The sequence below is a fragment of the Nautilia sp. PV-1 genome, assembly GCF_004006315.1.
Classification (GTDB): Bacteria; Campylobacterota; Campylobacteria; order Campylobacterales; family Nautiliaceae; genus Nautilia; species Nautilia profundicola_A.
Map to the genome: position 1 here is coordinate 1,509,093 of NZ_CP026530.1, position 13,079 is coordinate 1,522,171.

A 13,079-nucleotide genomic window follows, 5' to 3' on the forward strand; every position below is an offset into this window, starting at 1 on the left:
CTTATCTCCCGAAAATTATCAAATCATCCGAACGGTTTGTATGAAGTATCTCAAATTCGTCTTCGCTTCTGAAATTAAACCTGTTGGCAAATTTAGGGCTTACTATAAACACTTTCCAGTCCACCGTATGTTTGATTTCGTTATAAAGCCTCTCTCCGCCTTCTATCATTATAAATTTGTAATCGTTCATTTTTTCCAGAGTCTCTTCGATAAAAACTTTCCTGTTTTTTACGTTAAAAAGAGGGATATCCCTTTCAATACCGTCATTTTTGGAATATATTAAAACATCCGGAGCTTTACCGTTTATTCTCCTGGCGTCAAGGGTCGGTCTGTCAATTCTGACCGTATTGCCTCCGATTACCAACAGATCTATTTTATCCCTTACCTGATGAACCCAATTAAGTGATTTATCAGAGCTTATATATCCGCCGGTAATTACCCCGTTCATTGTCAGAGCCAGTTTATAAAACACAAATCTTTTTTGCCATTTTATAAACGGCTCTATTAAATCAAAACATCTTTTATCGTTTAATATTTCAACATCAATCCCTGCATTTTTAAGTATTTCCGCCCCTCCTCCGTGCCCTTTTACGGGATCCGGCCATCCGATATTTACGCTTTTTGGTTTAAGATGTTTTAAAAGATTGGCACACGAAGGCGTCTTTCCTATATGAGAACAGGGCTCAAGCGTTACAAAAACATTTGCATTATTAAAAAAGCCTTTATGGTTTTGCAGTAAAAATTCATGTATTTCATGTGAAGTTTTTAATTCGGGCGTTTTATGAAAAGCCCTAAAAGCTTTCCATAACGCATTCACTTCCGCATGGGGTTCTCCCGCTTTTTTATGGACGCCTGTAAAAATCTGATTGTTTACTATTACGGCTGCTCCTACGGCAGGATTTGGATATGTTAAAAACTGATATTTCCATGCTTCGTTTATAATCAGATCAAACATGTAATTCTTCATTTTTCACTTTACACTTTTCATTTATCTTCGTATTTGTAAGTATTCCACTCAATATATGTTTTTGCTTTTTTTATATCATCGAAATTTACTTTTTCTTTGCCTATTTCAGCAACATTATCAATAAAGCTTTTAAGCTCGCCTTTTATTTTGGTTCCGTCGTTTGTCGTTATTTTTACTTTTTCACCGATACTTTTTTCAAAATGCTCTGGCTTACTGAGTTTTCTCTCAAGTCCTGGTGAGCTTACTTCAAGAAAATATTTTCCCTCAACCGGGTCTTCTATATCAAATATTGGAGAGATAAGATTGTTTATTTTGGCACAGTCGTTTAAACTCACTCCTCCTGGTTTCGTAATGTAAACTCTGAAATATTTATGACCTCCCTCTTCGCTGAGGTCTATATCATAAAGTTCGCATCCGTTATCTTCAACAATATTTTTAATAATATCGTTTAATTCGCTTCTGTTCATTCATTCCCTTTTTTATTTAATTATATCATTTTTGAGTGATTATAAAAATATTCTGAAGTTTTAGTTTATGTACTCAGAAAGATATTTTGCCACGGCGTCTTCGTCATTTGTATGCGGCAGGATTATATCCGCTCTTTTTTTGACTTCATCAAGAGCGTTTTTAACGGCAACGGATTTACCCGCATATTCAAACATGCCGATATCGTTCAGACTGTCCCCGAAAACCGTTACGTTTTTTTTATCGACTTGCATAATTTCCTCCAGTTCCATTAAAGCATGCGCTTTGTCTCCTAAAGGATGTAAAAGCGTCAAAAACCAACACTCCATATACGGGTCTTTACTTAGTTTTGTTTCCAAATTAAAAAGCTCTTTTACTTTTTTTTCAATTCTTTTAAGAACGTCTTCCTCACCTAAATACACCATCTTAAGATTATGTTTTAACGCCCTTAAATTTTCTATATTCAAAACCCTGCTGTCGTTTTTATAGTTTTGCAGCAGTTCTTCTTGATATTTGTTAATCTTCTTAGGATATAAAAATTTTTCGTCTCCGAAATTTTCAAATCCTACAATCAAAGGCCTTTCGTCAAACTCTTTTTCTATAATGTTTATTACTTCATCGCCGGTTTTTTTATCTATATCGTTAATCTTTATTATTTTTCCCTCAGGACTGGCAATCATCGCACCGTCTAATAAAACTAAAGGATGTTTTAAGTTTAGACCGTTTAAAAGTGTCGTAGAGCCTTTAAAACTCCTGGCGGTTGCTATAGTTAAAGAAAAAGGAAAGGAGTTCCAGGTATTTTTAGTAAATTCGCTAAGCGAGAGATCACTCCGTAAGAGTGTTTTATCGAGATCCGTTACAAAAATCATTTATCTTTTTTAGATATTTTATTAAACAGATCTTCCATTTTATTTTCCTGCTCAAGCAGTTCGTCAAAAGTAAAACTGAGATTAGGAACTTTAAACCATCCGGTGGCTTTAAGACAGTAGTTTTGAATGTAGCCTCTGGCCTGTTTAAGCTGCTTTAAACTTGCACGCTGCTCTTTATCGTTCAGATAGCTTTTTTCAAGATAAACTTTAGCGTCGCTTCCGTCTCTTGAACATACTACATCTACCACGCTTAAGCCTCTTATTCTTCCGTCGTTCATTTGTGAAAGAGCTTCAGGGATAATTTCCCTTAAAACAGACTCTTTTCTTTGGACTTTAATACTTTTGCCCATTATTATCCTTCAAAAGAAGCTTTTTCTTCGATTTTTTTATACGTTTCAAGAATATCTCCGACTTTAACGTCATTGTATCCTTCTACCATAATACCGCACTCAAAGCCTTTTCCGACTTCTTTAACGTCGTCTTTAAATCTTTTAAGGCTGGCCAGTTTAGAATCGTAAATCACCACACCGTCTCTGATAACTCTTACAAAATCACCTCTGTGAACAACGCCGTCCTGAACGTAACATCCCGCAACTGTTCCTATTTTAGGAACGCTGAAAACGTCTCTTACTTCAATAGTGGCAGTTACTTCTTCAGTTACTTTAGGCGTCATAAGACCTGAAAGAAGCTCTTTTACGTCATCTATCAAATCGTAAATAATCGAATACGTTCTGATTTCAATACCTTCTTGTTTCGCTTTGTTTTTAGCTCCGCTTGTAGGACGCACATTAAATCCTAAAATAATAGCGTGAGGTTCGCTGGCTTTTGCCAAAATAACGTCATTTTCGGTAATGGCGCCTACATCGCTGTGAATGATATCTGCTTTAACCTCTTCATTTCTAAGTTTTGCAAGGCTGCCTTTAATAGCTTCAACACTTCCCTGAGTATCGGCTTTGATAATAACAGGAAGTTTTTTAAGCTCGCCTTCGAGTATCATTTTCTGCAGATCTTCAAGAGTCGCTTTTGTTGATTTTGATTTTTCTCTTTCTTCTAAGAAAGTTTTCCATTTTTCAGCCGTTTCTTTTGCTTCTTTGTCGCTTTCGACCGCCACAAGGACATCACCTGCCATAGGCACTTCGTCAAATCCCGTAATTTCCGCAGGTTCTCCAGGTTTTACCTCTTTTTTCTGTTTGCCGAGATCGTCAACGATTAGTCTTACTCTTCCGTATGTTTTACCGCATACAAAACTGTCTGCTTTTTTAAGCGTACCGTTTTTAACTATTATAGTAGCAACAGGTCCTTTTCCTTTTTCCACTCTGCTTTCAATTACAACGGCTTTCGCTTTTCTTTTCGGATTGGCTTTAAGCTCCATCATTTCAGCCTGAAGCAGAATAGTTTCAAGTAAGTCGTCTATACCCTCTCCGGTTTTTGCCGATACGTTTACAAATTCATACTCTCCGCCCCATTCTACAGGCGTAATTCCCATTTCGGCCAGTTGCGATTTAACCAAATCAGGATTTGCCTGAGGTTTGTCTATTTTGTTAACAGCCACAATAAACGGAACTTCCGCCGCCTGAGCATGTGATATCGCTTCTCTTGTCTGTGGCATAACCCCGTCGTCTGCCGCAACAACGATAATGGCTATATCGGTAACTTCGGCACCTCTTGCTCTCATTTCTGTAAACGCTTCATGTCCAGGAGTATCGATAAAAGTAATTTTTTTGCCGTCTTTTTCTACCATATAAGCACCGATATGCTGTGTGATACCTCCGGCCTCTTTTGCTGCTACGCGAGAATTTCTGATTTTATCAAGGAGTGATGTTTTACCGTGGTCTACATGACCCATAATTGTTACGATAGGAGGCCTTTCTACCAAATCTTTTTCATCGTCTTGCACTGAATCGTATTTTTTAACATAATCAAATTCTGCCAAAGGATCATAAACTTCAACAGGCACTTCAAACTCTTCAGCCAGCGTTTCAATATATTCTTCGCCTAAAAAGTCGTTTTTGTCTCTTTCTTCGCCGAGTTCTCTTAAAGCTTCGATTACTTCTTCTAAAGGTTTGTTTATTGCTTCTGCAAACTCATAAACTCTTACTTCTTTAGGTATTGATATTGTTTTGATTTCTGCCTCTTTTTTCTTTTTTTTCTTTCTTTTTTTGATGCCCTCTTTTGTTATTCCGCCTTCACTAGGTTTTTTTCTCTTAACGGGCTGTGTTTTTTTCTGTTTTTGCTGTTGAGTTTTAGTTTTTGCTTTTTCTTCAAGCTCATCGTCATTTTTCATGTTAATATCGTTAAAATAAAGATCCAGAAGCTCTACCTGGTTTTCTTCAATAACATCCATATCCGCTAAATCGACATTAATCTGAAGCTCTTTTTCTTCTCTTTTTTTAGCCGGCTGCGGTTTCGGTTTAGGTTTAGGTTTTTCCATTCTAGGCTCAGTTTTTTTAACTTCTTCTTTTTTCTCAGGCTTTTCGGTTTTTTCAGGTTTAGGCTCTGCCTTTTTAACAACCTCTATGCCTTTTTGAGTTTTTTTAACAAGGTCGTTAAAACTGCTTCTTCCTCTTCTTCTTCTTTGAGGTTTTTCTTCCTTAACTTCTTGTTTTTTAACTTCTTCCGGTTTTTTCTCCTGAGTCTTTTTCTCTTTGCCGGCATTTAAAAAATATTCCTGAATTTTTGCAGCTTCCATAGGAGTGATTTCACCCCTGGTTTTTGCATCTATCCCTATTTCTTTGGCAATATCGACAACCTCTTTCGCTTTTAATCCTAATTCTCTCGCAACAACTGATACTTTTATCTTCAAGTAAACTCCTTTTTTTAAATGTAAAATGGAAAATGTAAAATGTAAGATTTTGCTTTTTCTTTATCCGTTTTGCAAATCTTAGATATATAATTTACAAATTTTTTTTCGTTTACGCACTCTTTGCATACATAAAAACTTCTGCCTTTCCCTTTAAAAGGTATAAGCTTTTGATTTTCACACTGTAAACGAAAAAGATCGCTTTGTAAAAACCTGTTGCGGCAGACAATGCACATTCTTACAGGCTTTTTTACATTTTTCACTTTACACTTTACATTTTCCATTTAATTGTATACTTTTACTCCTACATTGTCAAATTGTAAGATTTTAACGGTAAAATCTTTAAAATTATCTCTTAGCACATTATATATACTGTATGCGTCGTCTTTATACGCAAGATTGAAAAACGTCGAACCGCTGCCGCTTAAAGTCGACATAAGCGCACCTTCTCTGAGAGCAATTTCCCTGACTTTAAAAAGTTCAGGGACCGCTTTCATTCTGTTTTCCTGATGTATCTTGTCTTCAACCACGTTTCTTAATATTTCAAATTTCTCACTGAAAAACGCGGCCGTAATCATTGACGAACTTGATATATTGGTAACTATATCTTTAAGCGAATAATGAGATTTCAGTGCATTCCTGCTTTTTTGAGTGGAAATTGTCCTGTTTGGTATAACAACCACAGCCCTTAAATAAGTCGGAATGAATTTTTTTAAAAAATATACACGGTTTTTTCTAAGTTTCGCAACGCAGAATCCGCCTAAAGCTGCAGGTGTAATATTGTCCGGATGCGGTTCGTACTGAAGGGCCAGATTTATAATTCTGTCTTTTTTATAAGGCACCTGCGCCATTTCGTATGCCGCGGTAATTGCGGCTATTATTACCGCTGATGAGCTTCCGAGTCCTCTCGAGAGAGGAATTTTATTATTAAATTTAAATCTGAAACTGTCTTCTTTTCCAGTTAAATTTTTATAATGGTCGCTGAATATTTCTACAAAATAATTTCTTTTCAGCGTTCTTAAATATTCCGCGTTTTCCCCGTAAATTTCTATATTCGTATATTCGCTTTTCGTTATTTCTATTTCATTTCTTAAATTCAGCGCCAAACCAAGCGTATCGAATCCAGAACCTAAATTTGCGCTAGTTGCGGGAACCGTTATTACCATTAAAACCCTTCTTACACTGCTTTTAAAATATACAGAGGCTCGACGTCTTCACTCATCTCATTCAGTTCAAGCCTCTTTGGCAGATGAAACGTACCTGGAGTTTCATCTTTTTTTAGTGTAATTATACCTTCTTTTTTTACAAAATAACTGTTTCCGACTGCTTTTATGGGAGTGTTGCCGTTAAAATAAAATCCGTCTTGAGCAAAAAGTCTGATATTTCTCGTAATAGAGAGGGTTTTAAAAAAGACATAAGCCAGTTTTATCGCCATAAACGACCCCGGCCCTTTCGAATACGAAATGGAGTTTATTTCATACTTTTTTAAGAGTTCGTCAAAAACTTCGGGAAGAACATCGCTTGTCATTCCCTCTTTTTGAATGGTTTCCGATAATTGTGAATTTTTATAAACGCCTATAAGCATAGGTTTTGAAATAACAACTGCAACAATATCAACTAAAGGCTTTTGCAACCGCTTTTTCCCCTTCTTTTTCGAATGTAACTATTTCATAAGCATTTTCAGCCAGTACTTTTTTTGTAAGCAGGTGATTTAAATGATGCCCGCTCGCTTTTGCTTCATAACTACCGATAAAATTAGCCCCTAAAAGGCTCATATCTCCGATAGCGTCCAATATTTTATGTCTTACAAACTCGTCTTCAAATCTTAAAGAATCGTTTAATATTTTTTTATCATCAAGAACAATCGCATTTTCAAGGCTGCCTCCAAGAGCCAGACCTATACTTCTTAAATACTGCACTTCTTTTAAAAATCCGAACGTTCTTGCTCTTGCAATTTCTTCAACGTAATTTTTGGTAGAAAAATTAAATTTATATTTCTGATTTCCGATAACAGGATGGTCGAAATTTATTTCAAAATCGAAATCTATTTTTTCGTTAGGTTTGATTTTTGCAAATTTTTCACCGTCTGTTATTTCAACTTCTTTTGTTATTCTCATAAACTGCTTAGGAGCGTCTAAATCTTTAACTCCCGCTTCTTCTATCATCATAACAAAACTCACGGCGCTTCCGTCCATAATAGGAACTTCGTCATTATCCACCACGATTCTTAAATTGTCTATCCCGAAAGCGTAAACGGCGCTCATTAAATGTTCGATAGTTGAAACTACGGCGCCTTCGCTGCCTATTACCGTAGCCATTTTGGTATCAACGACATATTCCGGCTTTAAAGGTATACTAACCCCTTTGTCGCTTCTGTAAAAAACTATACCGCTGTTTTCACCCATCGGTTCAAGTCTGAGTTTGACAGGCACTCCTTTGTGCAAACCTATACCTATGGCTTCTACGGCTCTTTTGATTGTTCTTTGTTTCATTCTAAAACCTTCTTCATATTAACGGAAAATAAAGTTAGCTTATCAACGGTTCCGATATCGGCACCTTTGAATATAATCGTCCCCTTGACGTTTTTCTTAACGATTATATAATCGCCCTCGCAGACAACCCTGCCTTCACATTCGTCAAAAATTTCTATACTGCCGCTGCTGTATATCTTAGCCCCGGCATTTATTCTGTTTAAAAAGATTAAATTATCTTCGCTTTTAATCTCTTCTCCGCTACGTATAATTTTATCATAAATAACGGTTTTGGATTTAATTTTTTTTACAATTTCTTTTTCTATCACTTTTATTTGAGGCGTTATTTCCTTTTCAGGAGTAAAACTATCCGAGTTGAGTATAAAAAAAGGAAGTTTTTTGTTTTTTAGAAACTCTTCTATTTCTTTATTATGAGACTTTAATAAAAAATAGTGGTTTTTAACAAGCTCGTATTTACTTTCCACCACTTTTTTTAAATTGTCAAAATTATCTGCCTCAAAAACCCTTATAGTTTTCTGCCTCAAAATTTTTCTCCTCTAAAATTATTTGTTTATAATTTTTTTAGCTCCGTTAATCACATCTGTAATATTTAATCTTATCCAATTAGGGTCTATCCATTCAAAAGGGTTCACCGCATAACCCTGAACATAAACACCGAAATGCAGATGATCTCCGAATACCGCTCCGGTTGCTCCCGTTCTGGCTATTACCTGACCTCTGCTTACGCTGTCCCCGACTTTTACGTTGTAAACAGACGTATGGGCGTATAATGTATAAAGTCCGAGCTGATGGTATACGATTAAAACATTACCGTAAATTCCCAGATATTTTTCCGCAGTGACTTTTCCGTAATTGCTTGAATATATTTTGGCTCTTTTTATCTTAGCAAGATCTATTCCCTTATGAATAGCAAAAGATATTTTTTTACCTTTATAGTAATATGATCTTTTTTCTCCAAAGTACGCTCTTACGGCGCTTCCAGGCAACGGATTGAATCTGGCTATTGAAAATCCGTTTATTTTGTTTTCATAAACTTTTGATGTAATGTTATGAATTTCCGTTTCATTCATTTTTCTTACAGTTTCATTTATTTTTTTAAAAATAGCAACAGGATCGTTAGGAATTGAAAGATTCATTTTTTCCAAAACTCTTTTTGCCACCGTATTTATAAATCTGTCGCTGATAGTTATTTTTGATTTAGGATATTTATACGTTCTCCAGTAATATGGAATATGTTCTTTTACCACATTTCCGGCTTTATCTTCAGCAACAAGTTCCGCGTCAAATGTTTTTTCATATACAGGCCATGCTATAATCGCCGCATAATAATCTTTTTTTACAAACGGTGTTAGTTTAAATTTATATTTACCGTCTACCAAAATATACGTATATTTCAGGTTTTTATCTGCCACTTTAACTACGGCAGCCGCGCTTCCTCCGTTTCCGATAGCATATGAATTGTTAATAATCTCCGTCATAGGGGGAGTTGTATCAACCTGAAGCGTAATGCTTTTTTTCGCTTCGTTACCCGCAAAAAAATGCCATTTTGAATTATCAACAGCCACAACGTTTATTTTAATTTCTTTTGCGTTTGTCTCAGGAAGCTTAATATTTAAAACAACCTCTTTACCCATAGAAGGATTCGTAAGAGTCGCAAGCTCGCTTACATTACCGCCGGCTATCATGGTTACACGGTAATATTTTATACCCGAAGCATCATCCAATATTATTTTTAAAGGTTTTTTCAGATTGGTATATCCGTTGCTTTCTATTTTAATGGTAGGCGGAACTTTTTCAAACATAGGTGAAAAATAAACAAATCCGGCTCCGCCCGCGATTAAAAGTAAAATCAAAATCCATAATTTTTTCATAACCGTCCTTTTTAACAAAATTGTACATAAGAGTGGTTAATTTGAGGTTAATACCTTAAACTATCTCTTTTAAATCTTCTTTTAAAATATTTTTTACTTTTTCAAAATCAAATTCATCTCTTATTGTGGCTCCCGCGGCCCTGATATGTCCGCCTCCGCCGTGTTTAACTGCCACTTTGCTGACATCGGCGTAATTTTTGCTTCTTAAAGACACTTTTATACCTTCATCATCTTCTCTTAACATACATGCAACCTCAACAGGCGCCAAAGCCCTGACACTGTTGACTATCGTATCGGTATCGTCTTTAATGGCCCCGGTTATTTCCATCATCTCTTTAGTAACTTCTACAAATGCGACTTTCCCGTCGCAGCACAGTTCTATCGTTTCATAAGCTTTTGCCAGAAGCCTCAGGCGTGAGAGTCTGTCTCTTTGGAAAAGCATTTTAGCTACGTAATCGGGCTCGGCTCCGCATCTTACAAGATCGGCCGCACATTCAAACACCCTGTCGTTTACGCTTTCATACTGAAAACTCCCCGTATCAGTCACAAGAGCGGTATATATGCAAAGTGCGCTGTCTTTGTCTATTTCAATGCCGTTTGCTTTTAAAATATCATATACAACCTGTGAAGTCGAAGCATAATCAGGTTCTATCAAGTTTATATCACCGTATTTTGTATTTGATACATGATGGTCGATATTTATTAAAAAAGAAGGTTTTTCTTCGAGTCCCAGTCTGTCAAAACTGCCGCAGTCAAAAGAAATTGTAAGATCTATTTTTTTAGGCAGATTATTGGTTACTTTATTGAAATTCGGCAGAAAATCCAGATACTGGGGCAGAGGTTTTGTTGCGTTGAATACAGTCACTTTTTTACCCATTTTTTTAAGAACGGGATATAAACTGAGCGAACTTCCAAGTGCGTCGCCGTCCGGATTTATATGTGCTATAAGCATTATATTATCGGCTTTTTCTATTTCTTTCCATATCTGTTTATATATATCCATTATAAAGCCTTTTTGTTGAAATTATAGCATTTATAACCGCGGATGGTTATTAAAGTTACTGAGCTATTTGAAGTAACTGGTATATTGGTAAATTAATATATTAATATATTTGTAGGTAAATGTTTGCTTACCAGAGTCTGGCACTATCTCAATTCTCTCTTCACTCAAAAAGTCTTACGACTTTTCAGGGACCCCGCTTTTTTAATTCTCAATTCTCAATTGTCCATTGATTAAACCTTCCCTTTTGCCTTATAAACAAACGCCAACACTTCCGCAACGGCTTTATAAAGTTTTTGAGGTATAAGTTCGTCAATTTCGACGAGTTTGTATAGTTCCCTTGCCAACGGCGGGTTTTCGACAATCATTATATCATGTTCCCTGGCTATTTCTTTTATTTTTATAGCCAGATTGTCTACGCCTTTTGCTATTACCCTAGGTGCTTCGTCTTTGGTTTTGTCGTACCTTATAGCTACGGCGTAATGCGTCGGGTTTGTGATGACGACATCGGCTTTGGGTACTTCGCTCATCATTCTTTTTTTAGCCATTTCTCTTTGAAGCTGTCTTATTTTGGCTTTTATTTCCGGATTACCTTCGGTTTGTTTATATTCGTCTTTTATTTCCTGCTTGCTCATACGCAGAGATTTTTTATACGTATATCTCTGATATATAAAATCAATAGTGGCAAACACCAGAAAAACGGCAAGCATGGCAAATACTATAACCATAGCTTTTTCTTCAAACCATTTCAGCTGTTCAAAAAAACTCATAAGCTCCAGTTTCGGTATTTCGTTTAAAAACTTCATAAACAGCCAGCCGCCAACGATAAAAGCCACCGCAACCTTTAGTGTCATTTTAACGCCTTCTACAAGTGTTTTGACAGAAAACAGCCTTTTTATTCCTTTTATCGGATTAATTTTGTCAAAAGAAGGCGTAATCGGTTTTGTAGTAAACAAAAATCCGAACTGCATGACGTTTCCGAGTATTCCGGCCAAAACTACCGCACCGAAAAGCGGAGCCATTAAAATAAAAAAATTCAAAACGGAATTAATCATAATTTCAAACACCAGGTTTTTGGTAAGCTCCACTCCCTCAAAAGAAGTATAATACCTGTAAAACCTCTCAAGGTAAAACGTAATATATTTAAGATAAAATATTATTACTATAATTGCCACAAACAGAACGATAAAACCGCTTGTTTCCATTGATTTAGGGACATTGCCCTCTTTTCTTGCATCTTCAATTTTCTTGGGGGTGGGCTCTTCGGTTTTTTCTAAATCGTCAGCCATTCATTCCCTTTCTCAAATCTTCATCAAGAATACTTTGCATTTTTTCACCCAGTCTGTAATAAATAAAACTGAACAGTATAACAAACACTATTACAAGAGCGCTGCTTACCAGACTTTCCGGCGAATTGTAAAAATTATATCCAATCAAAACTGCCGCGGCAATAAAACAAGATAAAGTACCTATAAAAGGAACGACAAAATTTGATTTTGTTATTTTTCGTAATTTCAGATTTGCATAATTAACAAGACCGAATATGATTAAAAATCCGAAACTTCCAGCAACTGATATATTCTCAACGTTAAACGATATCGCGAATATAACAGAAAGCAGTCCTAAAATTATCATTCCCTCATATCCGGCTTTTACCTTTTTGGCAAATTCGCTGGGAAGCTCTCCAAGTTTCGCTACCAGATACCCAACTCTTCCCCCTCCGTATAGCGTTGCGTTTATTGCGCTTGCCGTAGAAAGCAGAGCGGCTGCCGAAATGACAATAAAGCCCGCCTGACCGAAAAACGGCTTGGTAGCTATGGCTAATACGTAATCCTGGGCTTTTTTTGCCTCTTCAAAACTTACGTTTCCGACTGTAACTATCGCGATAGTCACATACAAAAATATTACAAACAAAACAGCGCTGTAATAAGCTCTTGGCAGAGTTTTTTCAGGATTTTCAACGTCTTTTGCCGTGTTTGCTATCAGTTCAAACCCTTCGTAAGCCAAAAATATTATCAGCCCCCCGGTAATTATTTTAATACCGCTTTCCCAGTATTCGGGTGAGAGTCTGTGAAAATCGGCGGTAAATATACCGACCGCTACAAACACCAAAAGAATCGTAACTTTTATAAACACCATTAAATCTTCAGCTTTTCCCGTTAAAAAAGCTCCCATTAAATTTATAAGTACAAAAATTCCTATAACGCTGCTCGCCATAAGTTTATGAAACCACAGCACCTCTTTGCCCATAAAAAGAGCGCTCGCATAGCTTCCGAACGCATACGCATAGAGGCTGAGCATAATCACATAACTCATCAGCAGCAGATTGTTTATAACCGATGAAAAAAGATTATTTCCAAACGCCTGAACTATAAATTCTATACTTCCGCCTTCGCTCGGATAGGCAATTGAGAGTTTTACATATGAATATGAAGTAATCAGGGCAATAATCCCTGCAACCAAAAAAGCAATCGGAGCCGCACCTTTTGCCAAATCAATCGTAAGTCCCAAAACGGCAAAAATACCGCCTCCAACCATTCCGCCGACACCGATGCTGAACGCTTCTAAAAAACCTATCTTTTTTCTCATTTGAATCCTTCCGTATAAAACCTCTG

Annotated in this window: 14 protein-coding genes; all 14 read right to left on the reverse strand. The window is 36.4% G+C overall.

Going from position 1 to position 13,079, the window contains the following annotated elements:
• Position 1: 1 nt before the first annotated feature.
• Entirely contained in the window at positions 2-967 is a 966-nt protein-coding gene (gene ribD / locus C3L23_RS07980; protein WP_127681571.1) for a bifunctional diaminohydroxyphosphoribosylaminopyrimidine deaminase/5-amino-6-(5-phosphoribosylamino)uracil reductase RibD, read from the reverse strand.
• Between the two features lie 17 nt (positions 968-984).
• Positions 985-1,434 (reverse strand): ribosome maturation factor RimP, encoded by a 450-nt coding sequence (locus C3L23_RS07985; RefSeq protein WP_127681573.1) that lies wholly within the window; start codon positions 1,432-1,434, stop codon positions 985-987.
• Between the two features lie 60 nt (positions 1,435-1,494).
• A complete protein-coding gene (locus C3L23_RS07990; RefSeq protein ID WP_127681575.1) occupies positions 1,495-2,301 on the reverse strand; it encodes an HAD-IIB family hydrolase in 807 nt (268 codons plus the stop codon).
• Positions 2,298-2,651: a 30S ribosome-binding factor RbfA gene (gene rbfA, locus C3L23_RS07995; protein WP_127681577.1), complete on the reverse strand. Its 354-nt coding sequence runs from the start codon at positions 2,649-2,651 to the stop codon at positions 2,298-2,300. The genes C3L23_RS07990 and rbfA overlap by 4 nt, the downstream gene beginning before the upstream one ends.
• Before the next feature lie 2 nt (positions 2,652-2,653).
• Complete coding sequence (infB, locus tag C3L23_RS08000) at positions 2,654-5,104, reverse strand: translation initiation factor IF-2 (protein ID WP_127681579.1); 2,451 nt, start codon at positions 5,102-5,104, stop codon at positions 2,654-2,656.
• Positions 5,105-5,118: 14 nt separating this feature from the next.
• The gene (locus tag C3L23_RS09720) at positions 5,119-5,385 is read right to left on the reverse strand and encodes a DUF448 domain-containing protein (protein ID WP_127681581.1); all 267 of its coding nucleotides are present in this window, start codon (positions 5,383-5,385) and stop codon (positions 5,119-5,121) included.
• On the reverse strand, positions 5,386-6,267 hold the full coding sequence (gene thrB / locus C3L23_RS08010) for a homoserine kinase (RefSeq protein ID WP_127681583.1): 882 nt from the start codon (positions 6,265-6,267) through the stop codon (positions 5,386-5,388).
• An 11-nt stretch (positions 6,268-6,278) separates the two neighbouring features.
• On the reverse strand, positions 6,279-6,734 hold the full coding sequence (locus C3L23_RS08015) for a hypothetical protein (RefSeq protein WP_127681585.1): 456 nt from the start codon (positions 6,732-6,734) through the stop codon (positions 6,279-6,281).
• Entirely contained in the window at positions 6,715-7,593 is an 879-nt protein-coding gene (gene lpxC / locus C3L23_RS08020) for a UDP-3-O-acyl-N-acetylglucosamine deacetylase (RefSeq protein ID WP_127681587.1), read from the reverse strand. Before lpxC ends, C3L23_RS08015 begins: the two co-directional genes overlap by 20 nt.
• Positions 7,590-8,117, reverse strand: a complete 528-nt coding sequence (locus tag C3L23_RS08025) for a septum site-determining protein MinC (protein WP_127681589.1) — start codon at positions 8,115-8,117, stop codon at positions 7,590-7,592. Before C3L23_RS08025 ends, lpxC begins: the two co-directional genes overlap by 4 nt.
• A gap of 18 nt (positions 8,118-8,135) precedes the next feature.
• Positions 8,136-9,464: a M23 family metallopeptidase gene (locus C3L23_RS08030; RefSeq protein ID WP_127681591.1), complete on the reverse strand. Its 1,329-nt coding sequence runs from the start codon at positions 9,462-9,464 to the stop codon at positions 8,136-8,138.
• A 55-nt stretch (positions 9,465-9,519) separates the two neighbouring features.
• Positions 9,520-10,467 carry a bifunctional oligoribonuclease/PAP phosphatase NrnA gene (locus C3L23_RS08035; RefSeq protein ID WP_127681593.1) on the reverse strand — a complete coding sequence of 316 codons (948 nt, stop codon included), beginning with the start codon at positions 10,465-10,467 and terminating at the stop codon, positions 9,520-9,522.
• A gap of 230 nt (positions 10,468-10,697) precedes the next feature.
• Positions 10,698-11,753, reverse strand: coding sequence for a flagellar biosynthesis protein FlhB (gene flhB, locus C3L23_RS08040; protein WP_127681595.1), 1,056 nt, complete (start codon positions 11,751-11,753; stop codon positions 10,698-10,700).
• Positions 11,746-13,053 (reverse strand): APC family permease, encoded by a 1,308-nt coding sequence (locus C3L23_RS08045; protein ID WP_127681597.1) that lies wholly within the window; start codon positions 13,051-13,053, stop codon positions 11,746-11,748. The genes flhB and C3L23_RS08045 overlap by 8 nt, the downstream gene beginning before the upstream one ends.
• Positions 13,054-13,079 lie beyond the last annotated feature (26 nt).

What these genes read in the sequence shown, in the direction of transcription:
- ribD (WP_127681571.1), bottom strand. Translation starts at nt 967, where the DNA reads ATGAAGAATTACATGTTTGATCTGATTATAAACGAAGCATGGAAATAT.
- C3L23_RS07985 (WP_127681573.1), bottom strand. Translation starts at nt 1,434, where the DNA reads ATGAACAGAAGCGAATTAAACGATATTATTAAAAATATTGTTGAAGAT.
- C3L23_RS07990 (WP_127681575.1), bottom strand. Translation starts at nt 2,301, where the DNA reads ATGATTTTTGTAACGGATCTCGATAAAACACTCTTACGGAGTGATCTC.
- rbfA (WP_127681577.1), bottom strand. Translation starts at nt 2,651, where the DNA reads ATGGGCAAAAGTATTAAAGTCCAAAGAAAAGAGTCTGTTTTAAGGGAA.
- C3L23_RS09720 (WP_127681581.1), bottom strand. Translation starts at nt 5,385, where the DNA reads ATGGAAAATGTAAAGTGTAAAGTGAAAAATGTAAAAAAGCCTGTAAGA.
- thrB (WP_127681583.1), bottom strand. Translation starts at nt 6,267, where the DNA reads ATGGTAATAACGGTTCCCGCAACTAGCGCAAATTTAGGTTCTGGATTC.
- lpxC (WP_127681587.1), bottom strand. Translation starts at nt 7,593, where the DNA reads ATGAAACAAAGAACAATCAAAAGAGCCGTAGAAGCCATAGGTATAGGT.
- C3L23_RS08030 (WP_127681591.1), bottom strand. Translation starts at nt 9,464, where the DNA reads ATGAAAAAATTATGGATTTTGATTTTACTTTTAATCGCGGGCGGAGCC.
- C3L23_RS08035 (WP_127681593.1), bottom strand. Translation starts at nt 10,467, where the DNA reads ATGGATATATATAAACAGATATGGAAAGAAATAGAAAAAGCCGATAAT.
- flhB (WP_127681595.1), bottom strand. Translation starts at nt 11,753, where the DNA reads ATGGCTGACGATTTAGAAAAAACCGAAGAGCCCACCCCCAAGAAAATT.
- C3L23_RS08045 (WP_127681597.1), bottom strand. Translation starts at nt 13,053, where the DNA reads ATGAGAAAAAAGATAGGTTTTTTAGAAGCGTTCAGCATCGGTGTCGGC.